This is a genomic window from Photobacterium panuliri (genome assembly GCF_059920555.1).
In genome coordinates this window covers 340,177-366,632 of record NZ_CP197192.1, presented here as the reverse complement: position 1 = coordinate 366,632, position 26,456 = coordinate 340,177, and the positions used below count along the sequence as shown (strand labels likewise).

The 26,456-nt window shown below is 51.7% G+C and carries 8 protein-coding genes, 9 tRNA genes, 9 rRNA genes and 1 riboswitch; of the genes, 24 read left to right on the top strand and 2 right to left on the bottom strand.

Annotation, left to right across the window (positions count from 1 at the left end; all coding sequences use genetic code 11):
* Positions 1 to 8: 8 nt before the first annotated feature.
* Entirely contained in the window at positions 9 to 2,171 is a 2,163-nt protein-coding gene (gene fadB / locus ACSF8X_RS01845) for a fatty acid oxidation complex subunit alpha FadB (protein ID WP_500850583.1), read from the bottom strand.
* Positions 2,172 to 2,512: 341 nt separating this feature from the next.
* Between fadB and ACSF8X_RS01840 the strand changes: the two genes are divergently transcribed.
* From ACSF8X_RS01840 to ACSF8X_RS01730, 23 genes are all read left to right on the top strand, one after another.
* Entirely contained in the window at positions 2,513 to 4,393 is a 1,881-nt protein-coding gene (locus ACSF8X_RS01840; protein ID WP_500850582.1) for a S8 family peptidase, read from the top strand.
* Positions 4,394 to 4,395: 2 nt separating this feature from the next.
* Positions 4,396 to 4,893 (top strand): serine protease external chaperone, encoded by a 498-nt coding sequence (locus tag ACSF8X_RS01835; RefSeq protein ID WP_500850581.1) that lies wholly within the window; start codon positions 4,396 to 4,398, stop codon positions 4,891 to 4,893.
* A gap of 146 nt (positions 4,894 to 5,039) precedes the next feature.
* Positions 5,040 to 5,675 (top strand): YigZ family protein, encoded by a 636-nt coding sequence (locus tag ACSF8X_RS01830; protein ID WP_500850580.1) that lies wholly within the window; start codon positions 5,040 to 5,042, stop codon positions 5,673 to 5,675.
* Between the two features lie 41 nt (positions 5,676 to 5,716).
* Complete coding sequence (locus ACSF8X_RS01825; RefSeq protein ID WP_047880792.1) at positions 5,717 to 7,174, top strand: TrkH family potassium uptake protein; 1,458 nt, start codon at positions 5,717 to 5,719, stop codon at positions 7,172 to 7,174.
* Between the two features lie 23 nt (positions 7,175 to 7,197).
* Positions 7,198 to 7,722 carry a menaquinone-dependent protoporphyrinogen IX dehydrogenase gene (gene hemG / locus ACSF8X_RS01820; RefSeq protein ID WP_047880791.1) on the top strand — a complete coding sequence of 175 codons (525 nt, stop codon included), beginning with the start codon at positions 7,198 to 7,200 and terminating at the stop codon, positions 7,720 to 7,722.
* A 320-nt stretch (positions 7,723 to 8,042) separates the two neighbouring features.
* Positions 8,043 to 9,587 (top strand): 16S ribosomal RNA (locus ACSF8X_RS01815).
* Between the two features lie 352 nt (positions 9,588 to 9,939).
* Positions 9,940 to 12,829 (top strand): 23S ribosomal RNA (locus tag ACSF8X_RS01810).
* A 119-nt stretch (positions 12,830 to 12,948) separates the two neighbouring features.
* Positions 12,949 to 13,064, top strand: a 5S ribosomal RNA gene (rrf, locus tag ACSF8X_RS01805).
* Between the two features lie 363 nt (positions 13,065 to 13,427).
* A 16S ribosomal RNA gene (locus ACSF8X_RS01800) occupies positions 13,428 to 14,972 on the top strand.
* A 74-nt stretch (positions 14,973 to 15,046) separates the two neighbouring features.
* Positions 15,047 to 15,123: transfer RNA gene (locus tag ACSF8X_RS01795), tRNA-Ile, on the top strand.
* A gap of 43 nt (positions 15,124 to 15,166) precedes the next feature.
* Positions 15,167 to 15,242: transfer RNA gene (locus ACSF8X_RS01790), tRNA-Ala, on the top strand.
* A 258-nt stretch (positions 15,243 to 15,500) separates the two neighbouring features.
* Positions 15,501 to 18,391, top strand: a 23S ribosomal RNA gene (locus ACSF8X_RS01785).
* A 117-nt stretch (positions 18,392 to 18,508) separates the two neighbouring features.
* Positions 18,509 to 18,624 (top strand): 5S ribosomal RNA (rrf, locus tag ACSF8X_RS01780).
* Positions 18,625 to 18,987: 363 nt separating this feature from the next.
* Positions 18,988 to 20,532: ribosomal RNA gene (locus tag ACSF8X_RS01775) — 16S ribosomal RNA — on the top strand.
* A 94-nt stretch (positions 20,533 to 20,626) separates the two neighbouring features.
* Positions 20,627 to 20,702: transfer RNA gene (locus ACSF8X_RS01770), tRNA-Glu, on the top strand.
* Position 20,703: 1 nt separating this feature from the next.
* Positions 20,704 to 20,779, top strand: a tRNA-Lys gene (locus ACSF8X_RS01765).
* 31 nt (positions 20,780 to 20,810) lie between these two features.
* Positions 20,811 to 20,886 (top strand) — tRNA-Val (locus tag ACSF8X_RS01760).
* 28 nt (positions 20,887 to 20,914) lie between these two features.
* A tRNA-Ala gene (locus tag ACSF8X_RS01755) sits at positions 20,915 to 20,990 on the top strand.
* A 258-nt stretch (positions 20,991 to 21,248) separates the two neighbouring features.
* Positions 21,249 to 24,139, top strand: a 23S ribosomal RNA gene (locus ACSF8X_RS01750).
* Positions 24,140 to 24,256: 117 nt separating this feature from the next.
* A 5S ribosomal RNA gene (rrf, locus tag ACSF8X_RS01745) occupies positions 24,257 to 24,372 on the top strand.
* Together the 16S, 23S and 5S rRNA genes with 9 tRNA genes alongside form the textbook arrangement of a ribosomal RNA operon.
* A gap of 65 nt (positions 24,373 to 24,437) precedes the next feature.
* Positions 24,438 to 24,514 (top strand) — tRNA-Asp (locus ACSF8X_RS01740).
* 36 nt (positions 24,515 to 24,550) lie between these two features.
* Positions 24,551 to 24,627 (top strand) — tRNA-Trp (locus ACSF8X_RS01735).
* Positions 24,628 to 24,933: 306 nt separating this feature from the next.
* Positions 24,934 to 25,010 (top strand) — tRNA-Trp (locus ACSF8X_RS01730).
* Positions 25,011 to 25,279: 269 nt separating this feature from the next.
* Here the strand turns inward: ACSF8X_RS01730 and crcB are convergent.
* Positions 25,280 to 25,663, bottom strand: a complete 384-nt coding sequence (gene crcB, locus ACSF8X_RS01725; RefSeq protein WP_047877675.1) for a fluoride efflux transporter CrcB — start codon at positions 25,661 to 25,663, stop codon at positions 25,280 to 25,282.
* A gap of 189 nt (positions 25,664 to 25,852) precedes the next feature.
* On the opposite strand from crcB, the gene ACSF8X_RS01720 reads away from it, so the two are divergent.
* Positions 25,853 to 26,275 carry a universal stress protein gene (locus ACSF8X_RS01720; RefSeq protein ID WP_047877676.1) on the top strand — a complete coding sequence of 141 codons (423 nt, stop codon included), beginning with the start codon at positions 25,853 to 25,855 and terminating at the stop codon, positions 26,273 to 26,275.
* 63 nt (positions 26,276 to 26,338) lie between these two features.
* Positions 26,339 to 26,436, top strand: a riboswitch (TPP riboswitch).
* Positions 26,437 to 26,456: the final 20 nt, after the last annotated feature.

The following is a 26,456-nucleotide window of genomic DNA, read 5'->3' as shown; positions in this document are numbered from 1 at the left end:
CCACAGGTTCACGCACATGAGGCGGCTGGGTAGTAGCTCTCGCCTTGGGCGGCCTTTTCCCTTAATCCCGCAGGGATCTGGTAGATTTCCCCGAGATGGGCATAGCTGTCGGCCATCGCGACGTAGTTGGCTAGTCCTAGAGTGTCTAGGTAGCGGAAGACCCCGCCGCGGAACGGAGGGAAGCCAAGGCCATACACTAGAGCCATGTCGGCTTCTGCCGGGCTGGCGATGATCCCTTCCTCTAGGCAGCGGACCACCTCGTTGATCATGGGGACCATCATTCGGGCAATGATGGTTTCGGCATCGTATTGACCGGACTGGTTGGCCACCGGGGCCAGCAGTTCGCCCACGCTCGGATCGGCCGCTTTTTTCGGTTTGCCTTTGCGGTCAATGCTGTAGGTGTAAAAACCGTTGCCGTTCTTCTGGCCGTAGCGCTGGCTCTCGAACATCACGTCGACAGCGTCGCGGTAATCCTTGGCCATCCGCGATGGGAACCCTTCGGCCATAACGGCCTGGGCATGGTGGGCGGTATCGATACCGACAACATCGAGCAGGTAGGCCGGGCCCATGGGCCAGCCAAATTGTTTTTCCATGACTTTGTCGATATCGGTAAAGTTGGCGCCGTCGCGCAATAACATGCTGAAGCCGGCAAAGTAGGGGAACAGAACCCGGTTGACGAAGAATCCCGGGCAGTCATTGACCACAATCGGTGATTTGCCCATCTTGGCGGCGTAGGCGACGACGCGGTTGATGGTGTCGTCGGAGGTCTGTTTGCCCCGGATGATCTCTACCAATGGCATCCGGTGAACGGGGTTGAAAAAATGCATGCCGCAGAAGTTCTCTGGGCGCTCGAGTCCGGCGGCGAGCAGGTTGATTGGAATGGTGGAGGTGTTGGAGGCCAATATGGTGCTGTTGCTGACTTGCTGCTCGACTTCGCGTAGGACGGTAGCTTTGACTTTCGGGTTCTCGACAACTGCCTCGACCACGATGTCGGCCTGCTCTGCCCCGGTATAATGAAGGCTGGGGGTGATCCCGCTAAGGATGTTGGCCATTTTCAGCCCGTCTATGCGACCGCGCTCGAGCTGTTTGTTGAGGAGCTTGGCAGCTTCGCCCATCCCGAGATCAAGTGATGCCTGGGCGATATCCTTCATCAGTACCGGCGTCCCTTTGAGGGCTGACTGGTAGGCAATCCCTCCCCCCATGATCCCGGCGCCCAGTACCATTGCTCGCTCGGTAGGTTGTCCGCTCTTACCGGCTTTCTTGGCCAGCCCCTTGATGTATTGGTCATTGAGGAAAAGCCCAACTAGGGCCTTGGCGACATCGGTTTTTGCGAGGCTGACAAAGTGGCTGTTCTCGATGGCCAAGGCTTCGTCACGTCCACAGTGCGCTGCTTCGGCTATGGTCTGGACCGCTGTGATAGGGGCTGGGTAGTGGGGGCCTGCCACTTTGCTAACCATTGCCTTGGCGGTGGTGAAGCTCATCGTGGCCTCGGTTCTGTTTAGTCCCAGCGGGGCTTTTTTCTGGGCTCTGCGAGATTGCCAGTCGAGCCTGCCGGTAATGGCATCGTTGATCATGGCTATGGCGGCAGTGCGTAGTTGATCCGGAGCTACTACGGCATCAACCAAGCCCAGCTTGAGGGCATCGACGGCTTTTTTATCCTTGCCCGCTGTGATGATTTCCATTGCGGAGTCTGCCCCGATCAAACGTGGTAGGCGAACTGTGCCGCCAAAGCCCGGCATGATCCCCAGTTTGGTTTCGGGTAAGCCGATACGGGCTGTGGTATCGGCCAGTCGGAAGTCTGTGGCCAGAACGCATTCGCAGCCGCCCCCGAGGGCATGGCCGTTGATTGCCGTTAGGGTTGGGACCGGGAGATCCTCGAGCTTGTTGAAGATATCGTTGGCGTAGGTTAGCCAGCGGGAGAGTTCTTCGGCGGGCTGGGCGAACAGGCCGAGGAACTCGGTGATGTCGGCTCCGACAATGAAGGCGTCCTTGGCGGATGTCAGGATCAGGCCTTGTAATTCGCTTTCATGGTACAGGGCGTTGATTGCTTCGTTGAAACTTTCCAGGGTCTTGGTATCGAATTTGTTAACGGCGCCGGTAGCATTGAGGCACAGCTCCGCGATGCCGTCATCCAGATAGCGGACGGTTAGGGTTTCACCTTGGTAAATCATGTTCTCTCTCCATGAATTCCGGTCTTTGCCGGATCTGATTTAACTGGTTTGACCTGTTAGCAGGTTAAATTATAGTCTGAACCCGAGATGAAACGAATACAATACCTATTTTAAACATTTGTTTAACTTTTTTGTGTGTGGTTGGTATTAAAAATGCAAGGTGGAATGCATAAATTTGCGAGCTGATAAAGGTTTTTTGTTCTGTATTTCAATGTATTGGCTGTTTTGGGATGTGGCTCGAAGGGATCGGGGGGGGCACTGGTAATTTCATTATCAGCGATCGTTAATGGGGGGAGCCACGGTATGGGGCTGTGGCTTATCCATTCGAAGGATCGAGAGATATGAATATAAAGCTGACACTCGTTTCGGCGGCTTTGGCAGCAGCCTTGGTTCCTGCGGTGGGCCAGGCGGTGATGATGAAACCCGAGCCTGTCCATGTGCCCGGTATTGACCTTAGCTGGGTGCCGGATCTCCCGCCAGGTGACCCTCTGTTTGTTCACCAGTGGCATATGCGCAATACCGGCCAGACGGCTTTTTCGAAATCCGCGGGGACGCCGGGTCAGGACATGAATTTGTGGCTGACCCATCTTTTGGGAATCCATGGTGTTGGTGTCAATGTGGCCATCATTGATGATGGGCTGGAAATCGCTCATCCGGATTTGGCGGGCAATATCCGGCCGGGCTCCCGGGACTTGGTCAACGGCGATGATGACCCAACACCGGATAATCCGACAGATACTCATGGGACCTCAGTAGCGGGCTTAGCGGCGGCGGTAGGCTGGAACGGTATCGGTGGCCGAGGAGTCGCACCGCGGGCCGGGCTCAAAGGTTATAATTGGCTCAAGAGCCAGTCGGTTGAAGGTTGGTTGATGGCGCACGGGACAACGGAGCGGACCCGGGACGTACGGGTGTTCAACCAAAGCTATGGTTATGGGGTTATTTACCCGTTGGCCTATGATTTGGCCAATGATGCAAAATTAGCACTTGAAGAGCAGGTCTATGAGCAGGTGACCCGAGAGTCCCATCAGGGGCGGGGTAGCGTGTTTGTGAAGTCGGCGGGAAACAACTATGAGTACTTCCGCGCATGGTTAGGGACGGCATTCGGGGCGGCCTATGTGTTGCCGGGGGATTTTTTCGACGCTAACCGAGAGGGGCCTGCGAATAATGGCTTGCCGATGCAAGATAGCAACCTGACACCGACGAACGCCAGTTATTGGAATTTGACCGTGTCGTCATTGGATGCCCACGGTAAGCGTGCATCGTACAGTAGTGTTGGGGCCAATGTGTTTGTATCTGCACCGGGTGGTGAATACGGCGTCGACTCGCCGGCGATGGTGACAACAGATCTTACGGGGTGTGAGGCTGGCATGAATACAGCCACTCATACCGGAAATACGCTGCATGGTGGTACGGCCCTCGATCCGAATTGTGATTTTCGCGGTACGATGAATGGTACCTCATCGTCGGCCCCCAATACCTCAGGCGCTATAGCGCTGATCATGTCGGCTAATCCGGCCCTGAATTGGCGTGATATTCGTCATATATTGGCCTCAACGGCAACCAAAACGGATCCTGCTAACATGGGCGTGCCGCTGGCATTTACTCAGTCTTCTGGCGATCTTGCCACATATGATGCCATCCCGGGCTGGCAGACCAATGCCGCAGGTTATGATTTCCATAATTTCTATGGCTTTGGCCGAGTGAATATCGACTCGGCGGTCATGATGGCAATGCACTATAACGACCCGCTACCGCCACTTACGATTACGGATTGGATGACAACCAGAGCTGATAGGACGATTCCTGATGCAGATATTTCTGGTACCAGCTCGGCTGTTCAGCTTGATCATGACTTTGTGGTCGAGAGTGTGCAGGTTAAGGTAAATATTGACCATCAGAGAATCAATGACCTTGCGATTGAGTTGGTTTCTCCGTCGGGTACCCGTAGTGTGTTGTTGTCCCCGCGAACTGGTTTGGTTAGCCAGTCATTGGAACCGGCTGTTACCGGTTTTAGCCAGCAGTTATTGCTGACTCACCATTTTTATGGTGAATCGTCTGAAGGCCAATGGAAGCTGGTGGTACGGGATACCAACCAGGAGGCGGCAAGTTGGTTTGCTTATTTTGATCCGCAGAATGTCTTTCCTGTCGGATTACCGAATAACACCCAGGATGGCATCTTGAAGTCATGGGATATTCGTTTCTTCGGACATGGGGAGGATTAATTATGAAGATAAGGATGCATGTAATACTGGCGGGGTGTTTGTTAGCTGCAGGCACAATGGTCGTATCGGCCCAGGCTGCGGTGAGCGATCTTTCTCCTTTGCCCGTTCAGCAGCAGTGGGTTGCAGTGGGTGATATAGCCATTGCGGGTGAGCGTTATACCAAGTTGCTGCCTGCTGACGAAAGAAGCACTATGCGGATGTTGCCGGCTCCTGTTGCAGAGCAAGGGGTCTTTGCTGGCGATAGACTGCTGTTGGCTGGTTCTGGTCTGGGACCGTCAAAAGTGAGTGGAGCGATAGTCATACGGCTGGACGTTGGGGTAAATGCTGCGCAATTGGCACAGGATAGTCAGCTGGAGCTTGTTTTTAGCCATGGTGATATGGTTTTGCTGAAAGCATTGGATGGACAAGATTTGTTGCCAGTTATTGAGACTCTTGAGCATGACGACCGGGTTCGCCAAGTACAATTGGAGTTGGTGGGGAACCTCAACAGGCCACAATGATACCGGGGTGATTGTTGATTGATAAGGGGGGCGTTGTTCCCCCCTTTTTTCTTATCTTTATCTTTCTATAAGTCTGACGTTGATGGATAAGGGTTGTGGTATTCTGTCGCGCTGTACGTTTTTTTGGCAATCTGAATAAGAGCGATATGACAGCAGCAGACCCCTATCAAGTCCCGGCAGAACCGGCGGTATTTGAAGAAGAGATCAAAAAAAGCCGCTTTATTACTTATCTGGCACATACTCCGTCGATTGAGGCAGCAAAGGCCTTTGTTCAGCATATCAAAGAGAAGCATTATGATGCCCGGCATAATTGTTGGGGATTCGTTGCTGGGCGGCCGGAGGATTCGATGAAGTGGGGGTTTAGTGATGATGGTGAGCCGTCAGGTACGGCTGGGAAACCCATCCTTGCGCAGCTTTCTGGTTCTGGCGTGGGGGAGATCACTGCAGTCGTTACCCGATATTCAGGTGGGATAAAACTGGGAACTGGCGGTTTGGTCAAAGCATATGGTGGTGGCGTACAGCAGGCCCTCGGTGTGCTGCAAACCAAAGAAAAGATTTTGACCACGGATCTAAAGCTGAGCTGTGAGTATAATCAGGTCTCACTGGTCGAAGCATTGCTGGCCGAGTTTGGTGGACAGCAGCAACATGCAGATTATGCCGATCGCGTTGCGATGGTGGTTTCTCTTGATTGCCGGAAGGCGGATGCCTTCAGGGCAACCCTGTTTAATCGAAGCGGTGGTCAAATCTCGGCAGTGGTCAATGTTGAAGCTTCGTCTTCATAACCCTGTGTTGTCTATATAAAGGATGAGAGCCAGATAAGGCTATGCAATTTCGTTCCATTATCAGGATTGTCGGGCTGCTGCTCGCGCTATTCAGTGTAACCATGCTGGCACCGGCATTGGTTGCGTTATTCTACCGTGACGGGGCGGGCTTCCCGTTCGTGGTGACTTTCATGTTGCTGTTTGCGGGCGGAGCCTTGCTATGGCTGCCTAATCGGCATTATCGCCGGGAGCTCAAAGCCCGCGACGGTTTTTTAATTGTAGTGTTGTTCTGGACGGTTATCGGCAGTGCCGGAGCAGTCCCCTTTATCCTCGCCAAGACCCCTGACTTGTCTGTGACTGACTCCTTTTTTGAATCATTTTCGGCACTGACAACCACCGGGGCGACGGTTATCGTTGGCCTTGACCATTTGCCCAAGGCGATCTTGTTCTATCGGCAGCTGTTGCAGTGGTTTGGCGGGATGGGGATCATCGTGCTGGCTGTGGCGATATTGCCGGTATTGGGTATCGGTGGGATGCAGCTGTACCGGGCTGAAATCCCTGGGCCGGTAAAGGACAGTAAGATGACGCCGCGTATTGCCGAAACCGCGAAGGTGCTGTGGTATATCTATTTGGCCCTGACGGTCAGTTGTGCCCTGGCTTTTTGGTTGGCTGGGATGTCAGTTTTTGATGCGATCTCTCACAGTTTTTCGACGGTGGCGATAGGCGGCTTCTCGACGCATGATGCTAGCATGGGCTATTTCAACAGCCCGACGATTAATATGATCACCGTTGTGTTCCTGTTGATATCTGCCTGTAATTTCTCGCTCCACTTTGCTGCTTTTGCTAATGGTGGGGTTCATTTGAAGACATACTGGCGTGATCCTGAGTTTCGGGCCTTTTTGGCATCACAGCTGATCTTATTGTTGATTTGCTATGGGATGTTGCTAAAGCATCACTCCTATGATTCGTATTTTGATGCTTTTGATCAGGCCCTGTTCCAGACGGTTTCGATATCTACCACGGCGGGCTTTACCACGACTAGCTTCTCTGAATGGCCGCTTTTCTTACCGGTACTACTGCTGTTTTCATCTTTCGTTGGTGGATGTGCTGGCTCGACGGGTGGTGGTATCAAGGTTATCCGGATGCTGCTGTTGATGCTTCAAGGGGTACGAGAACTTAAGCGTCTGGTTCATCCACGTGCTATTTATACGATTAAGATTGGTAATAAAGCGCTGCCACAGCGTGTGGTCGATGCGGTTTGGGGATTCTTCTCTGCGTACGCTTTGGTATTTGTTATCTGTATGCTGGCACTGATTGCTACAGGATTGGATGAGCTGACAGCGTTTTCCGCAGTGGCGGCGACCTTGAATAATCTTGGTCCGGGGCTGGGGCAGGTGGCTGTCCATTTTGGTGAAATTAATGACTCTGCCAAATGGGTACTGGTCATCGCTATGTTATTCGGCCGCCTTGAAGTGTTTACATTGTTGGTACTCTTTACACCGACATTTTGGCGTAATTAACAACAGATCTCCTGGAGGATGTTATGGAAAAAGTTTTGTTGCTGCATTCAAGCAGTGATGGCCAGACTGTCAAAATATTACGTCATATCGAAACGACGCTAGGTGGTGACTACCAGTGTGAATTGGTTGATTTGAACACATTACCTACGGTGGATTTTGCGGATTATGATCGGGTATTGGTCGGAGCTTCTATTCGTTACGGCCATCTAAATAAAAAGCTCTATCAGTTTATCGAGAGATACCGAGATGAGCTTGACCAGAATAAGGTGGGTTTTTTCTGCGTGAATCTTACGGCACGTAAGGAAGGTAAGAATACGCCGGAGACAAGCGTGTATATGAAAACGTTCTTGAAGAAGTCTCCATGGTGTCCAAAGTTGCAGGAAGTATTTGCTGGGGCATTACGCTATCCGCGGTATGGATGGTTTGATCGTGTCATGATTCAATTCATCATGCGTATCACTGGCGGGGAAACAGATACTAGCAAAGAAGTCGAATATACAGATTGGCAGAAAGTAGAGGCCTTTGCAGCCCGGTTTAAGCACTATTAATCGGCTGTTTTAATACTTCTGGCCGTTTTTTGCTCGAACGGTTGGTTTGTGGGAAATATTTTCCAATAGCCTCTTGCTAATGTGATCGAACGCTCTATAATGCGACCCCACTGACACGGAAAACGGCAGCTAAGGCAGCCAGTGAATACGGTGTCGGTACTGTTCTTTAACAATTTGACCATGCAATCTGTGTGGGCACTCGTGAAAAGATTTAGTCAAAAGATTTAAATCAGTGAACTGAGTGACCAAATCGGTAGTAATACCGGCACAGTCAATTTATCAGTAATCACTGAGCCGTTTCTTCGGAAACACCAAAACTTTAATTGAAGAGTTTGATCATGGCTCAGATTGAACGCTGGCGGCAGGCCTAACACATGCAAGTCGAGCGGTAACATTCCAAAAGCTTGCTTTTGGAGATGACGAGCGGCGGACGGGTGAGTAATGCCTGGGAACATGCCTTGGTGTGGGGGATAACCATTGGAAACGATGGCTAATACCGCATAACGTCTACGGACCAAAGAGGGGGACCTTCGGGCCTCTCGCGCCAAGATTGGCCCAGGTGGGATTAGCTAGTAGGTGGGGTAACGGCTCACCTAGGCGACGATCCCTAGCTGGTCTGAGAGGATGATCAGCCACACTGGAACTGAGACACGGTCCAGACTCCTACGGGAGGCAGCAGTGGGGAATATTGCACAATGGGGGAAACCCTGATGCAGCCATGCCGCGTGTGTGAAGAAGGCCTTCGGGTTGTAAAGCACTTTCAGTAGGGAGGAAGGCAGTGTCGTTAATAGCGGCATTGTTTGACGTTACCTACAGAAGAAGCACCGGCTAACTCCGTGCCAGCAGCCGCGGTAATACGGAGGGTGCGAGCGTTAATCGGAATTACTGGGCGTAAAGCGCATGCAGGCGGCTTGTTAAGCCAGATGTGAAAGCCCGGGGCTCAACCTCGGAATAGCATTTGGAACTGGCAGGCTAGAGTCTTGTAGAGGGGGGTAGAATTTCAGGTGTAGCGGTGAAATGCGTAGAGATCTGAAGGAATACCGGTGGCGAAGGCGGCCCCCTGGACAAAGACTGACGCTCAGATGCGAAAGCGTGGGGAGCAAACAGGATTAGATACCCTGGTAGTCCACGCCGTAAACGATGTCTACTTGGAGGCTGTTCCCTTGAGGAGTGGCTTTCGGAGCTAACGCGTTAAGTAGACCGCCTGGGGAGTACGGTCGCAAGATTAAAACTCAAATGAATTGACGGGGGCCCGCACAAGCGGTGGAGCATGTGGTTTAATTCGATGCAACGCGAAGAACCTTACCTACTCTTGACATCCAGAGAACTTAGCAGAGATGCTTTGGTGCCTTCGGGAACTCTGAGACAGGTGCTGCATGGCTGTCGTCAGCTCGTGTTGTGAAATGTTGGGTTAAGTCCCGCAACGAGCGCAACCCCTATCCTTGTTTGCCAGCGCGTAATGGCGGGAACTCCAGGGAGACTGCCGGTGATAAACCGGAGGAAGGTGGGGACGACGTCAAGTCATCATGGCCCTTACGAGTAGGGCTACACACGTGCTACAATGGCGTATACAGAGGGCGGCCAACCAGCGATGGTGAGCGAATCCCACAAAGTACGTCGTAGTCCGGATTGGAGTCTGCAACTCGACTCCATGAAGTCGGAATCGCTAGTAATCGTGGATCAGAATGCCACGGTGAATACGTTCCCGGGCCTTGTACACACCGCCCGTCACACCATGGGAGTGGGCTGCACCAGAAGTAGATAGCTTAACCTTCGGGAGGGCGTTTACCACGGTGTGGTTCATGACTGGGGTGAAGTCGTAACAAGGTAGCCCTAGGGGAACCTGGGGCTGGATCACCTCCTTAACGATATGACTGCGCTTTTGACGCAGTGTCCACACAGATTGCCTGGTGAAATGGTTTTGGAACAGGCAAGAGTGCTAATCAATAACACCCGTTATTGATTAACGCTTTTGCGTTATGCTCTTTAACAATCTGGAAAGCTGACTAGTAAATTCAATCGAACGATTGATTTATAGTTTCTACTCTAACGAGTAGGAACGAGTTCTCAAGCAACACACATTCAAGTGTCTTGGCTTTTGTCTCCGCTTTTTAAAAAAGTGGAATAAAAGAAGAGAAGTCCGGCAAAACAACGTCTATCACAACTCAGATAGACAACCTTGGTTGTTTGAACATACGAAACCTCTTGGGGTTGTATGGTTAAGTGACTAAGCGTACACGGTGGATGCCTGGGCAGTCAGAGGCGATGAAGGACGTACTAACTTGCGATAAGCCAAGACGAGGCAGTAAGAGCCACTCGAGTCTTGGATTTCCGAATGGGGAAACCCAGCTGCATAAGCAGTTATCTCAATGTGAATACATAGCATTGTGAGGCGAACCGGGGGAACTGAAACATCTAAGTACCCCGAGGAAAAGAAATCAACCGAGATTCCGGCAGTAGCGGCGAGCGAAACCGGATTAGCCCTTAAGTTGAATTGGCACTAGGCGAACACGCTGGAAAGCGTGGCGATACAGGGTGACAGCCCCGTAGCCGACGGTGCCTTTACAGTGAAATCGAGTAGGACGGGACACGTGTTATCCTGTCTGAACATGGGGGGACCATCCTCCAAGGCTAAATACTCCTGACTGACCGATAGTGAACCAGTACCGTGAGGGAAAGGCGAAAAGAACCCCTGTGAGGGGAGTGAAATAGAACCTGAAACCGTGTACGTACAAGCAGTAGGAGCAGGCTTCGTCCTGTGACTGCGTACCTTTTGTATAATGGGTCAGCGACTTAATTTTAGTAGCAAGGTTAACCGTATAGGGGAGCCGTAGGGAAACCGAGTCTTAACTGGGCGTTCAGTTGCTAGGATTAGACCCGAAACCGAGTGATCTAGCCATGGGCAGGTTGAAGGTGAGGTAACACTTACTGGAGGACCGAACCGACTAATGTTGAAAAATTAGCGGATGACTTGTGGCTAGGGGTGAAAGGCCAATCAAACTCGGAGATAGCTGGTTCTCCCCGAAAGCTATTTAGGTAGCGCCTCGGACGAATACTACTGGGGGTAGAGCACTGTTAAGGCTAGGGGGTCATCCCGACTTACCAACCCTTTGCAAACTCCGAATACCAGTAAGTACTATCCGGGAGACACACGGCGGGTGCTAACGTCCGTCGTGGAGAGGGAAACAACCCAGACCGCCAGCTAAGGTCCCAAAGTTATCGCTAAGTGGGAAACGATGTGGGAAGGCTCAGACAGCCAGGATGTTGGCTTAGAAGCAGCCATCATTTAAAGAAAGCGTAATAGCTCACTGGTCGAGTCGGCCTGCGCGGAAGATTTAACGGGGCTAAGCGATACACCGAAGCTGCGGCAATGCAATTTATTGTATTGGGTAGGGGAGCGTTCTGTAAGCCGCTGAAGGTGTCCTGTAAGGGGCGCTGGAGGTATCAGAAGTGCGAATGCTGACATGAGTAACGACAAAGGGGGTGAAAAACCTCCTCGCCGGAAGACCAAGGGTTCCTGTCCAACGTTAATCGGGGCAGGGTGAGTCGACCCCTAAGGCGAGGCCGAAAGGCGTAGTCGATGGGAAACGGGTTAATATTCCCGTACTTCTTGCTATTGCGATGGGGGGACGGAGAAGGCTAGGTGGGCCTGGCGACGGTTGTCCAGGTTCAAGTATGTAGGCTGATGGTTTAGGCAAATCCGGACCATCTCAAGGCTGAGATACGATGTCGAGGCACTACGGTGCTGAAGTCATTGATGCCATGCTTCCGGGAAAAGCCTCTAAGCTTCAGATAGCAAGGAATCGTACCCCAAACCGACACAGGTGGTCGGGTAGAGAATACCAAGGCGCTTGAGAGAACTCGGGTGAAGGAACTAGGCAAAATGGTACCGTAACTTCGGGAGAAGGTACGCTTCTGACGGTGAAGTCCCTCGCGGATGGAGCTATCGGAAGTCGCAGATACCAGGTGGCTGCAACTGTTTATTAAAAACACAGCACTGTGCAAAATCGAAAGATGACGTATACGGTGTGACGCCTGCCCGGTGCCGGAAGGTTAATTGATGGGGTTAGCGCAAGCGAAGCTCTTGATCGAAGCCCCGGTAAACGGCGGCCGTAACTATAACGGTCCTAAGGTAGCGAAATTCCTTGTCGGGTAAGTTCCGACCTGCACGAATGGCGTAATGATGGCCACGCTGTCTCCACCCGAGACTCAGTGAAATTGAAATCGCAGTGAAGATGCTGCGTACCCGCGGCTAGACGGAAAGACCCCGTGAACCTTTACTACAGCTTGGCACTGAACATTGACCCTACATGTGTAGGATAGGTGGGAGGCTTCGAAGCAGGTACGCCAGTATCTGTGGAGCCGTCCTTGAAATACCACCCTTGTAGTGTTGATGTTCTAACGTCGCCCCCTTATCGGGGGTACGGACAGTGCCTGGTGGGTAGTTTGACTGGGGCGGTCTCCTCCCAAAGAGTAACGGAGGAGCACGAAGGTGGGCTAATCACGGTCGGACATCGTGAGGTTAGTGCAATGGCATAAGCCCGCTTGACTGCGAGAATGACGGTTCGAGCAGGTGCGAAAGCAGGTCATAGTGATCCGGTGGTTCTGTATGGAAGGGCCATCGCTCAACGGATAAAAGGTACTCCGGGGATAACAGGCTGATACCGCCCAAGAGTTCATATCGACGGCGGTGTTTGGCACCTCGATGTCGGCTCATCACATCCTGGGGCTGAAGTCGGTCCCAAGGGTATGGCTGTTCGCCATTTAAAGTGGTACGCGAGCTGGGTTTAGAACGTCGTGAGACAGTTCGGTCCCTATCTGCCGTGGGCGCTGGATGATTGAGAGGGGCTGCTCCTAGTACGAGAGGACCGGAGTGGACGAACCTCTGGTGTTCGGGTTGTGTCGCCAGACGCATTGCCCGGTAGCTAAGTTCGGAATCGATAACCGCTGAAAGCATCTAAGCGGGAAGCGAGCCTCAAGATGAGTCATCCCTGATACTTTAAGTATCCTGAAGGGTTGTTGGAGACTACGACGTAGATAGGCAGGGTGTGTAAGCGCTGTGAGGCGTTGAGCTAACCTGTACTAATTGCCCGTGAGGCTTAACCATACAACACCCAAGGGGTTTTATCGGACTCCACGAGCACTTGAATGACAGTGCTTGAGATAACTAGTTGGACTTTCCCAGATTGCTATTTGCGGCCGAGAGGCGGCAGATAAACGAATTTGCTTGGCGACCATAGCGTTATGGACCCACCTGATCCCATGCCGAACTCAGCAGTGAAACGTAACAGCGCCGATGGTAGTGTGGGGCCTCCCCATGTGAGAGTAGGACATCGCCAGGCTCAAAATTTAGGAAGCCCGTTGGCTACAACGGGCTTTTCTTTCGCTCAGGCTGGTTGCAATGTGAGCGGAGTCAACAGAAGGTTTTCACTTTCTCGCCAACTGGCAAAAAAGATGAAAGTTTTGTCTTGACTGGATATCAGAAAAGCGTATTATACGCCACCTGACTTGCTGAAGCGCGATGTGCTAACGCATTGATAGTCAACGTTCTTTAACAATTTGACCATGCAATCTGTGTGGGCACTCGTGAAAAGATTTAGTCAAAAGATTTAAATCAGTGAGCTGAGTGACCAAATCGGTAGCAATACCGGCACAGTCAATTTATCAGTAATCACTGAGCCGTTTCTTCGGAAACACAAAAACTTTAATTGAAGAGTTTGATCATGGCTCAGATTGAACGCTGGCGGCAGGCCTAACACATGCAAGTCGAGCGGTAACATTCCAAAAGCTTGCTTTTGGAGATGACGAGCGGCGGACGGGTGAGTAATGCCTGGGAACATGCCTTGGTGTGGGGGATAACCATTGGAAACGATGGCTAATACCGCATAACGTCTACGGACCAAAGAGGGGGACCTTCGGGCCTCTCGCGCCAAGATTGGCCCAGGTGGGATTAGCTAGTAGGTGGGGTAACGGCTCACCTAGGCGACGATCCCTAGCTGGTCTGAGAGGATGATCAGCCACACTGGAACTGAGACACGGTCCAGACTCCTACGGGAGGCAGCAGTGGGGAATATTGCACAATGGGGGAAACCCTGATGCAGCCATGCCGCGTGTGTGAAGAAGGCCTTCGGGTTGTAAAGCACTTTCAGTAGGGAGGAAGGCAGTGTCGTTAATAGCGGCATTGTTTGACGTTACCTACAGAAGAAGCACCGGCTAACTCCGTGCCAGCAGCCGCGGTAATACGGAGGGTGCGAGCGTTAATCGGAATTACTGGGCGTAAAGCGCATGCAGGCGGCTTGTTAAGCCAGATGTGAAAGCCCGGGGCTCAACCTCGGAATAGCATTTGGAACTGGCAGGCTAGAGTCTTGTAGAGGGGGGTAGAATTTCAGGTGTAGCGGTGAAATGCGTAGAGATCTGAAGGAATACCGGTGGCGAAGGCGGCCCCCTGGACAAAGACTGACGCTCAGATGCGAAAGCGTGGGGAGCAAACAGGATTAGATACCCTGGTAGTCCACGCCGTAAACGATGTCTACTTGGAGGCTGTTCCCTTGAGGAGTGGCTTTCGGAGCTAACGCGTTAAGTAGACCGCCTGGGGAGTACGGTCGCAAGATTAAAACTCAAATGAATTGACGGGGGCCCGCACAAGCGGTGGAGCATGTGGTTTAATTCGATGCAACGCGAAGAACCTTACCTACTCTTGACATCCAGAGAACTTAGCAGAGATGCTTTGGTGCCTTCGGGAACTCTGAGACAGGTGCTGCATGGCTGTCGTCAGCTCGTGTTGTGAAATGTTGGGTTAAGTCCCGCAACGAGCGCAACCCCTATCCTTGTTTGCCAGCACGTAATGGTGGGAACTCCAGGGAGACTGCCGGTGATAAACCGGAGGAAGGTGGGGACGACGTCAAGTCATCATGGCCCTTACGAGTAGGGCTACACACGTGCTACAATGGCGTATACAGAGGGCGGCCAACCAGCGATGGTGAGCGAATCCCACAAAGTACGTCGTAGTCCGGATTGGAGTCTGCAACTCGACTCCATGAAGTCGGAATCGCTAGTAATCGTGGATCAGAATGCCACGGTGAATACGTTCCCGGGCCTTGTACACACCGCCCGTCACACCATGGGAGTGGGCTGCACCAGAAGTAGATAGCTTAACCTTCGGGGGGGCGTTTACCACGGTGTGGTTCATGACTGGGGTGAAGTCGTAACAAGGTAGCCCTAGGGGAACCTGGGGCTGGATCACCTCCTTAACGATATGACTGCGCTTTTGACGCAGTGTCCACACAGATTGCCTGGTTAAAATGTAGAAGAACGTGAAAGACTTGGGTCTGTAGCTCAGGTGGTTAGAGCGCACCCCTGATAAGGGTGAGGTCGGTGGTTCAAGTCCACTCAGACCCACCACTTTCTCTCCCGGAGGAAGTGAGTGAGAAGTCTTTCGAACGTTGGGGTTATAGCTCAGCTGGGAGAGCGCCTGCCTTGCACGCAGGAGGTCTGCGGTTCGATCCCGCATAGCTCCACCACTTTCTAAATGCACTCGCTGAGTGTGGTTAGAAAGTGGATCTTTCAATAGAAACACATGTTCTTTAACAATCTGGAAAGCTGACTAGTAAATTCAATCGAATGATTGATTTATAGTTTCTACTCTAACGAGTAGGAACAAGTTCTCAAGCAACACACATTCAAGTGTCTTGTGTAAGAAGTCCGGCAAAACAACGTCTATCACAACTCAGATAGACAACCTTGGTTGTTTGAACATACGAAACCTCTTGGGGTTGTATGGTTAAGTGACTAAGCGTACACGGTGGATGCCTGGGCAGTCAGAGGCGATGAAGGACGTACTAACTTGCGATAAGCCAAGACGAGGCAGTAAGAGCCACTCGAGTCTTGGATTTCCGAATGGGGAAACCCAGCTGCATAAGCAGTTATCTCAATGTGAATACATAGCATTGTGAGGCGAACCGGGGGAACTGAAACATCTAAGTACCCCGAGGAAAAGAAATCAACCGAGATTCCGGCAGTAGCGGCGAGCGAAACCGGATTAGCCCTTAAGTTGAATTGGCACTAGGCGAACACGCTGGAAAGCGTGGCGATACAGGGTGACAGCCCCGTAGCCGACGGTGCCTTTACAGTGAAATCGAGTAGGACGGGACACGTGTTATCCTGTCTGAACATGGGGGGACCATCCTCCAAGGCTAAATACTCCTGACTGACCGATAGTGAACCAGTACCGTGAGGGAAAGGCGAAAAGAACCCCTGTGAGGGGAGTGAAATAGAACCTGAAACCGTGTACGTACAAGCAGTAGGAGCAGGCTTCGTCCTGTGACTGCGTACCTTTTGTATAATGGGTCAGCGACTTAATTTTAGTAGCAAGGTTAACCGTATAGGGGAGCCGTAGGGAAACCGAGTCTTAACTGGGCGTTCAGTTGCTAGGATTAGACCCGAAACCGAGTGATCTAGCCATGGGCAGGTTGAAGGTGAGGTAACACTTACTGGAGGACCGAACCGACTAATGTTGAAAAATTAGCGGATGACTTGTGGCTAGGGGTGAAAGGCCAATCAAACTCGGAGATAGCTGGTTCTCCCCGAAAGCTATTTAGGTAGCGCCTCGGACGAATACTACTGGGGGTAGAGCACTGTTAAGGCTAGGGGGTCATCCCGACTTACCAACCCTTTGCAAACTCCGAATACCAGTAAGTACTATCCGGGAGACACACGGCGGGTGCTAACGTCCGTCGTGGAGAGGGAAACAACCCAGACCGCCAGCTAAGGTCCCAAAGTTATCGCTAAGTGGGAAACGATGTGGGAAGGCTCAGACAGCCAGGATGTTGGCTTAGAAGCAGCCATCATTTAAAGAAAGCGTAATAGCTCACTGGTCGAGTCGGCCTGCGCGGAAGATTTAACGGGGCTAAGCGATACACCGAAGCTGCGGCAATGTGACTTGTTCACATTGGGTAGGGGAGCGTTCTGTAAGCCGCTGAAGGTGTCCTGTAAGGGGCGCTGGAGGTATCAGAAGTGCGAATGCTGACATGAGTAACGACAAAGGGGGTGAAAAACCTCCTCGCCGGAAGACCAAGGGTTCCTGTCCAACGTTAATCGGGGCAGGGTGAGTCGACCCCTAAGGCGAGGCCGAAAGGCGTAGTCGATGGGAAACGGGTTAATATTCCCGTACTTCTTGCTATTGCGATGGGGGGACGGAGAAGGCTAGGTGGGCCTGGCGACGGTTGTCCAGGTTCAAGTATGTAGGCTGATGGTTTAGGCAAATCCGGACCATCTCAAGGCTGAGATACGACGTCGAGGCACTACGGTGCTGAAGTCATTGATGCCATGCTTCCGGGAAAAGCCTCTAAGCTTCAGATAGCAAGGAATCGTACCCCAAACCGACACAGGTGGTCGGGTAGAGAATACCAAGGCGCTTGAGAGAACTCGGGTGAAGGAACTAGGCAAAATGGTACCGTAACTTCGGGAGAAGGTACGCTTCTGACGGTGAAGTCCCTCGCGGATGGAGCTATCGGAAGTCGCAGATACCAGGTGGCTGCAACTGTTTATTAAAAACACAGCACTGTGCAAAATCGAAAGATGACGTATACGGTGTGACGCCTGCCCGGTGCCGGAAGGTTAATTGATGGGGTTAGCGCAAGCGAAGCTCTTGATCGAAGCCCCGGTAAACGGCGGCCGTAACTATAACGGTCCTAAGGTAGCGAAATTCCTTGTCGGGTAAGTTCCGACCTGCACGAATGGCGTAATGATGGCCACGCTGTCTCCACCCGAGACTCAGTGAAATTGAAATCGCAGTGAAGATGCTGCGTACCCGCGGCTAGACGGAAAGACCCCGTGAACCTTTACTACAGCTTGGCACTGAACATTGACCCTACATGTGTAGGATAGGTGGGAGGCTTCGAAGCAGGTACGCCAGTATCTGTGGAGCCGTCCTTGAAATACCACCCTTGTAGTGTTGATGTTCTAACGTCGCCCCCTTATCGGGGGTACGGACAGTGCCTGGTGGGTAGTTTGACTGGGGCGGTCTCCTCCCAAAGAGTAACGGAGGAGCACGAAGGTGGGCTAATCACGGTCGGACATCGTGAGGTTAGTGCAATGGCATAAGCCCGCTTGACTGCGAGAATGACGGTTCGAGCAGGTGCGAAAGCAGGTCATAGTGATCCGGTGGTTCTGTATGGAAGGGCCATCGCTCAACGGATAAAAGGTACTCCGGGGATAACAGGCTGATACCGCCCAAGAGTTCATATCGACGGCGGTGTTTGGCACCTCGATGTCGGCTCATCACATCCTGGGGCTGAAGTCGGTCCCAAGGGTATGGCTGTTCGCCATTTAAAGTGGTACGCGAGCTGGGTTTAGAACGTCGTGAGACAGTTCGGTCCCTATCTGCCGTGGGCGCTGGATGATTGAGAGGGGCTGCTCCTAGTACGAGAGGACCGGAGTGGACGAACCTCTGGTGTTCGGGTTGTGTCGCCAGACGCATTGCCCGGTAGCTAAGTTCGGAATCGATAACCGCTGAAAGCATCTAAGCGGGAAGCGAGCCTCAAGATGAGTCATCCCTGATACTTTAAGTATCCTGAAGGGTTGTTGGAGACTACGACGTAGATAGGCAGGGTGTGTAAGCGCTGTGAGGCGTTGAGCTAACCTGTACTAATTGCCCGTGAGGCTTAACCATACAACACCCAAGGGGTTTTATCGGACTCCATGAGCACTTGAATGACAGTGCTTGAGATAACTAGTTGGACTTTCCCAGATTGCTATTTACTGCCAAGGCGGTAAATAAACGAATTTGCTTGGCGACCATAGCGTTATGGACCCACCTGATCCCATGCCGAACTCAGCAGTGAAACGTAACAGCGCCGATGGTAGTGTGGGGCCTCCCCATGTGAGAGTAGGACATCGCCAGGCTCAAAATTTAGGAAGCCCGTTGGCTACAACGGGCTTTTCTTTCGCTCAGGCTGGTTGCAATGTGAGCGGAGTCAACAGAAGGTTTTCACTTTCTCGCCAACTGGCAAAAAAGATGAAAGTTTTGTCTTGACTGGATATCAGAAAAGCGTATTATACGCCACCTGACTTGCTGAAGCGCGATGTGCTAACGCATTGATAGTCAACGTTCTTTAACAATTTGACCATGCAATCTGTGTGGGCACTCGTGAAAAGATTTAGTCAAAAGATTTAAATCAGTGAGCTGAGTGACCAAATCGGTAGTAATACCGGCACAGTCAATTTATCAGTAATCACTGAGCCGTTTCTTCGGAAACACAAAAACTTTAATTGAAGAGTTTGATCATGGCTCAGATTGAACGCTGGCGGCAGGCCTAACACATGCAAGTCGAGCGGTAACATTCCAAAAGCTTGCTTTTGGAGATGACGAGCGGCGGACGGGTGAGTAATGCCTGGGAACATGCCTTGGTGTGGGGGATAACCATTGGAAACGATGGCTAATACCGCATAACGTCTACGGACCAAAGAGGGGGACCTTCGGGCCTCTCGCGCCAAGATTGGCCCAGGTGGGATTAGCTAGTAGGTGGGGTAACGGCTCACCTAGGCGACGATCCCTAGCTGGTCTGAGAGGATGATCAGCCACACTGGAACTGAGACACGGTCCAGACTCCTACGGGAGGCAGCAGTGGGGAATATTGCACAATGGGGGAAACCCTGATGCAGCCATGCCGCGTGTGTGAAGAAGGCCTTCGGGTTGTAAAGCACTTTCAGTAGGGAGGAAGGCAGTGTCGTTAATAGCGGCATTGTTTGACGTTACCTACAGAAGAAGCACCGGCTAACTCCGTGCCAGCAGCCGCGGTAATACGGAGGGTGCGAGCGTTAATCGGAATTACTGGGCGTAAAGCGCATGCAGGCGGCTTGTTAAGCCAGATGTGAAAGCCCGGGGCTCAACCTCGGAATAGCATTTGGAACTGGCAGGCTAGAGTCTTGTAGAGGGGGGTAGAATTTCAGGTGTAGCGGTGAAATGCGTAGAGATCTGAAGGAATACCGGTGGCGAAGGCGGCCCCCTGGACAAAGACTGACGCTCAGATGCGAAAGCGTGGGGAGCAAACAGGATTAGATACCCTGGTAGTCCACGCCGTAAACGATGTCTACTTGGAGGCTGTTCCCTTGAGGAGTGGCTTTCGGAGCTAACGCGTTAAGTAGACCGCCTGGGGAGTACGGTCGCAAGATTAAAACTCAAATGAATTGACGGGGGCCCGCACAAGCGGTGGAGCATGTGGTTTAATTCGATGCAACGCGAAGAACCTTACCTACTCTTGACATCCAGAGAACTTAGCAGAGATGCTTTGGTGCCTTCGGGAACTCTGAGACAGGTGCTGCATGGCTGTCGTCAGCTCGTGTTGTGAAATGTTGGGTTAAGTCCCGCAACGAGCGCAACCCCTATCCTTGTTTGCCAGCGCGTAATGGCGGGAACTCCAGGGAGACTGCCGGTGATAAACCGGAGGAAGGTGGGGACGACGTCAAGTCATCATGGCCCTTACGAGTAGGGCTACACACGTGCTACAATGGCGTATACAGAGGGCGGCCAACCAGCGATGGTGAGCGAATCCCACAAAGTACGTCGTAGTCCGGATTGGAGTCTGCAACTCGACTCCATGAAGTCGGAATCGCTAGTAATCGTGGATCAGAATGCCACGGTGAATACGTTCCCGGGCCTTGTACACACCGCCCGTCACACCATGGGAGTGGGCTGCACCAGAAGTAGATAGCTTAACCTTCGGGAGGGCGTTTACCACGGTGTGGTTCATGACTGGGGTGAAGTCGTAACAAGGTAGCCCTAGGGGAACCTGGGGCTGGATCACCTCCTTAACGATATGACTGCGCTTTTGACGCAGTGTCCACACAGATTGCCTGGTCGAAAAAGTAGAGAACATGTTTCGGGTTCCCAAACCCGGAAAACTTAGTCCCATTCGTCTAGAGGCCTAGGACACCGCCCTTTCACGGCGGTAACAGGGGTTCGACTCCCCTATGGGACGCCACGGGTCGTTAGCTCAGTTGGTAGAGCAGTTGACTTTTAATCAATTGGTCGCAGGTTCGAATCCTGCACGACCCACCATTCTTTCTCGCGAAGGAATCAAAACTATCGTGGGCGATTAGCTCAGTTGGGAGAGCACCTGCCTTACAAGCAGGGGGTCACTGGTTCGAGCCCGGTATCGCCCACCATTCTTTCTCTGAAAGAAACCCATATTATGGGGCTATAGCTCAGCTGGGAGAGCGCCTGCCTTGCACGCAGGAGGTCTGCGGTTCGATCCCGCATAGCTCCACCACTTTCTAAATGCACTCGCTGAGTGTGGTTAGAAAGTGGATCTTTCAATAGAAACACATGCTCTTTAACAATCTGGAAAGCTGACTAGTAAATTCAATCGAATGATTGATTTATAGTTTCTACTCTAACGAGTAGGAACGAGTTCTCAAGCAACACACATTCAAGTGTCTTGTGTAAGAAGTCCGGCAAAACAACGTCTATCACAACTCAGATAGACAACCTTGGTTGTTTGAACATACGAAACCTCTTGGGGTTGTATGGTTAAGTGACTAAGCGTACACGGTGGATGCCTGGGCAGTCAGAGGCGATGAAGGACGTACTAACTTGCGATAAGCCAAGACGAGGCAGTAAGAGCCACTCGAGTCTTGGATTTCCGAATGGGGAAACCCAGCTGCATAAGCAGTTATCTCAATGTGAATACATAGCATTGTGAGGCGAACCGGGGGAACTGAAACATCTAAGTACCCCGAGGAAAAGAAATCAACCGAGATTCCGGCAGTAGCGGCGAGCGAAACCGGATTAGCCCTTAAGTTGAATTGGCACTAGGCGAACACGCTGGAAAGCGTGGCGATACAGGGTGACAGCCCCGTAGCCGACGGTGCCTTTACAGTGAAATCGAGTAGGACGGGACACGTGTTATCCTGTCTGAACATGGGGGGACCATCCTCCAAGGCTAAATACTCCTGACTGACCGATAGTGAACCAGTACCGTGAGGGAAAGGCGAAAAGAACCCCTGTGAGGGGAGTGAAATAGAACCTGAAACCGTGTACGTACAAGCAGTAGGAGCAGGCTTCGTCCTGTGACTGCGTACCTTTTGTATAATGGGTCAGCGACTTAATTTTAGTAGCAAGGTTAACCGTATAGGGGAGCCGTAGGGAAACCGAGTCTTAACTGGGCGTTCAGTTGCTAGGATTAGACCCGAAACCGAGTGATCTAGCCATGGGCAGGTTGAAGGTGAGGTAACACTTACTGGAGGACCGAACCGACTAATGTTGAAAAATTAGCGGATGACTTGTGGCTAGGGGTGAAAGGCCAATCAAACTCGGAGATAGCTGGTTCTCCCCGAAAGCTATTTAGGTAGCGCCTCGGACGAATACTACTGGGGGTAGAGCACTGTTAAGGCTAGGGGGTCATCCCGACTTACCAACCCTTTGCAAACTCCGAATACCAGTAAGTACTATCCGGGAGACACACGGCGGGTGCTAACGTCCGTCGTGGAGAGGGAAACAACCCAGACCGCCAGCTAAGGTCCCAAAGTTATCGCTAAGTGGGAAACGATGTGGGAAGGCTCAGACAGCCAGGATGTTGGCTTAGAAGCAGCCATCATTTAAAGAAAGCGTAATAGCTCACTGGTCGAGTCGGCCTGCGCGGAAGATTTAACGGGGCTAAGCGATACACCGAAGCTGCGGCAATGTGACTTGTTCACATTGGGTAGGGGAGCGTTCTGTAAGCCGCTGAAGGTGTCCTGTAAGGGGCGCTGGAGGTATCAGAAGTGCGAATGCTGACATGAGTAACGACAAAGGGGGTGAAAAACCTCCTCGCCGGAAGACCAAGGGTTCCTGTCCAACGTTAATCGGGGCAGGGTGAGTCGACCCCTAAGGCGAGGCCGAAAGGCGTAGTCGATGGGAAACGGGTTAATATTCCCGTACTTCTTGCTATTGCGATGGGGGGACGGAGAAGGCTAGGTGGGCCTGGCGACGGTTGTCCAGGTTCAAGTATGTAGGCTGATGGTTTAGGCAAATCCGGACCATCTTAAGGCTGAGATACGACGTCGAGCCGCTACGGCGGTGAAGTCATTGATGCCATGCTTCCGGGAAAAGCCTCTAAGCTTCAGATAGCAAGGAATCGTACCCCAAACCGACACAGGTGGTCGGGTAGAGAATACCAAGGCGCTTGAGAGAACTCGGGTGAAGGAACTAGGCAAAATGGTACCGTAACTTCGGGAGAAGGTACGCTTCTGACGGTGAAGTCCCTCGCGGATGGAGCTATCGGAAGTCGCAGATACCAGGTGGCTGCAACTGTTTATTAAAAACACAGCACTGTGCAAAATCGAAAGATGACGTATACGGTGTGACGCCTGCCCGGTGCCGGAAGGTTAATTGATGGGGTTAGCGCAAGCGAAGCTCTTGATCGAAGCCCCGGTAAACGGCGGCCGTAACTATAACGGTCCTAAGGTAGCGAAATTCCTTGTCGGGTAAGTTCCGACCTGCACGAATGGCGTAATGATGGCCACGCTGTCTCCACCCGAGACTCAGTGAAATTGAAATCGCAGTGAAGATGCTGCGTACCCGCGGCTAGACGGAAAGACCCCGTGAACCTTTACTACAGCTTGGCACTGAACATTGACCCTACATGTGTAGGATAGGTGGGAGGCTTCGAAGCAGGTACGCCAGTATCTGTGGAGCCGTCCTTGAAATACCACCCTTGTAGTGTTGATGTTCTAACGTCGCCCCCTTATCGGGGGTACGGACAGTGCCTGGTGGGTAGTTTGACTGGGGCGGTCTCCTCCCAAAGAGTAACGGAGGAGCACGAAGGTGGGCTAATCACGGTCGGACATCGTGAGGTTAGTGCAATGGCATAAGCCCGCTTGACTGCGAGAATGACGGTTCGAGCAGGTGCGAAAGCAGGTCATAGTGATCCGGTGGTTCTGTATGGAAGGGCCATCGCTCAACGGATAAAAGGTACTCCGGGGATAACAGGCTGATACCGCCCAAGAGTTCATATCGACGGCGGTGTTTGGCACCTCGATGTCGGCTCATCACATCCTGGGGCTGAAGTCGGTCCCAAGGGTATGGCTGTTCGCCATTTAAAGTGGTACGCGAGCTGGGTTTAGAACGTCGTGAGACAGTTCGGTCCCTATCTGCCGTGGGCGCTGGATGATTGAGAGGGGCTGCTCCTAGTACGAGAGGACCGGAGTGGACGAACCTCTGGTGTTCGGGTTGTGTCGCCAGACGCATTGCCCGGTAGCTAAGTTCGGAATCGATAACCGCTGAAAGCATCTAAGCGGGAAGCGAGCCTCAAGATGAGTCATCCCTGATACTACAAGTATCCTGAAGGGTTGTTGGAGACTACGACGTAGATAGGCAGGGTGTGTAAGCGCTGTGAGGCGTTGAGCTAACCTGTACTAATTGCCCGTGAGGCTTAACCATACAACACCCAAGGGGTTTTATCGGACTCCATGAGCACTTGAATGCAGTGCTTGAGATAACTAGTTAACTTTCCCAGATTGCTATTTGCGGCCGAGAGGCGGCAGATAAACGAATTTGCTTGGCGACCATAGCGTTATGGACCCACCTGATCCCATGCCGAACTCAGCAGTGAAACGTAACAGCGCCGATGGTAGTGTGGGGCCTCCCCATGTGAGAGTAGGACATCGCCAGGCTTTAAATTTAAGGTAAGCGCGTTGAACGGCGGTTACCGGATAGAGAGAAATCTCTGTCACCGTGTGGAGCGGTAGTTCAGTTGGTTAGAATACCGGCCTGTCACGCCGGGGGTCGCGGGTTCGAGTCCCGTCCGCTCCGCCACTTCTTCAGACAAAGTTAAGTCTTTAAAAAAACTACAGGGGTGTAGCTCCAATTGGCAGAGCAGCGGATTCCAAATCCGCGTGTTGGGAGTTCGAATCTCTCCACCCCTGCCACCTTCAAGGCTCTAGCAGAAATGCTGGAGCCTTTTTCGTTTATATCGAAAACAGAGTCAGCCGCAGATTCCGCCACACCGAAAATCAGCGCGTGTTGGAAGCTTGTGCGCCAGCCCTGTCCAACCCTGCCATCTTTAAGTAGGCATCCCCGAAGAAATGCAGCGGGGAAATCATATTGTTGTTATATCGAGCTATTATCGATGAATACAGCAATGTATTTGATGGCATTATTTTAGCTAAGAGTGTGATTAGCCTCAGGAAAATACCGTTGCTTTTATTGGCCAAGCCAGTAGAATGAGTGCTTATAGGGGTGTAGCTCCAATTGGCAGAGCAGCGGATTCCAAATCCGCGTGTTGGGAGTTCGAATCTCTCCACCCCTGCCATCTTCAAGGCTCTAGCAGAAATGCTGGAGCCTTTTTCGTTTCTGATATTTGTAAAACTGACCTTGCTAGCAGGTACAACGCAGCTCCTGGGCAACCGTGATCATGAGGATACGAGAGCCTTAGCGATGATTGGATTTTTGACTGTTTTCGTTGAAAAGTGCGCTGAGTTTTGTGGTGGATTGCATGAGGAAGGTTGCTTGGTAGCCTGTTATAAGAAAAAGCCCCCAACCAAGGTGGGGATCTTTTCCTTATGCGGTAACAGTGTATGGTTAGCTTTTCATCATGAGTTGGTAGCCGATGAAGCAAGCTGCGACACTAACGATAACGTTGAGTAAAATATTTACCCCTGCTTTTAGAAATTCGCCTTGTTGCATCAAAATGACGTTATCCATTGAGAATGTCGAGAACGTAGTGAGTGCCCCGAGAAACCCTAATCCGATAAGCGGGCGTGCTGGAACCGCTTCAATCATTCCCTGGTTCAGGGCAGACATGAGCAGTCCCATAATCATTGAGCCTATTACGTTAACGACTAGCGTGCCGTAGGGAAAGCCTCGTCCGAATAGGGACACACAAAACTCAGATATGAGGTAGCGGGAGCAAGCACCAAACGCCCCGCCAAGGGCGATAAGCCCCAGAAACATTAATTGACTCATTGTTATCTCAAGTGCTGATATAAATTATTGCCATACTAATACCATGTTATGGCTGCCATGAGCATTTTTCCTGCCTCCTAAAAACGCAATCATTGATTTAGCGGTAAGTACTGCTGCAGTTTTGGTATAGGCTGTGTGTAGATATAGCAGAAAATTGGCACATTGATGAGTCGATAGGAGAATTGAGAGATGGCGCTCTACCAAACGATACTATTGGCCGTAGATCCTACAGACAATGAGGCTCACCGGTTAATGGTAAAAGCTGCCGTTATTGCTGAGCAGAACAATGCCGAATTGCACTTGGCGTTTGTTGAACCGGGTATGGGCAATGTTAGTTTTGCCGATGCCGAATTAGGGATTGAAGAAGCTCATAACGAGCTTGAACAGCGAAGAATGGAGCAGCTGAGGGGGTTAGCTGATACGTCACCTTATAAAGTTAGGGCTATTCATATGGCCAATGGCGATGTGGTTAAGCATCTTGTCTTCTTGGCTGATAAGGTAGGGGCTAATCTGGTGGTGACCGGACATCGACGATCTGGGATCCATTGGTTCAAGGATATTAGCAGAGCCTTAGCTGATGAATTGGATTGCGATGTGTTGATTTGCCAGTAATTGGGGATTGTTATCTAATTGTTGTCGCTGGGTTGCTGTGAGCGCCAGAGTTCCTTATACTCGCTGTACTTGTCGGAGTGCCATCTGGCTGAGACCGCATTGCGGGATCCGTTGAACCTGATCAGGCTAATACCTGCGAAGGGAACAAGAGATAATCATCTGTATCGCTGCTCGTTTGGGC

Coding starts and splice junctions, on each gene's coding strand:
- crcB (WP_047877675.1), bottom strand. CDS start 25,663: ATGAGTCAATTAATGTTTCTGGGGCTTATCGCCCTTGGCGGGGCGTTT.
- ACSF8X_RS01840 (WP_500850582.1), top strand. CDS start 2,513: ATGAATATAAAGCTGACACTCGTTTCGGCGGCTTTGGCAGCAGCCTTG.
- hemG (WP_047880791.1), top strand. CDS start 7,198: ATGGAAAAAGTTTTGTTGCTGCATTCAAGCAGTGATGGCCAGACTGTC.
- ACSF8X_RS01720 (WP_047877676.1), top strand. CDS start 25,853: ATGGCGCTCTACCAAACGATACTATTGGCCGTAGATCCTACAGACAAT.
- fadB (WP_500850583.1), bottom strand. CDS start 2,171: ATGATTTACCAAGGTGAAACCCTAACCGTCCGCTATCTGGATGACGGC.
- ACSF8X_RS01835 (WP_500850581.1), top strand. CDS start 4,396: ATGAAGATAAGGATGCATGTAATACTGGCGGGGTGTTTGTTAGCTGCA.
- ACSF8X_RS01825 (WP_047880792.1), top strand. CDS start 5,717: ATGCAATTTCGTTCCATTATCAGGATTGTCGGGCTGCTGCTCGCGCTA.
- ACSF8X_RS01830 (WP_500850580.1), top strand. CDS start 5,040: ATGACAGCAGCAGACCCCTATCAAGTCCCGGCAGAACCGGCGGTATTT.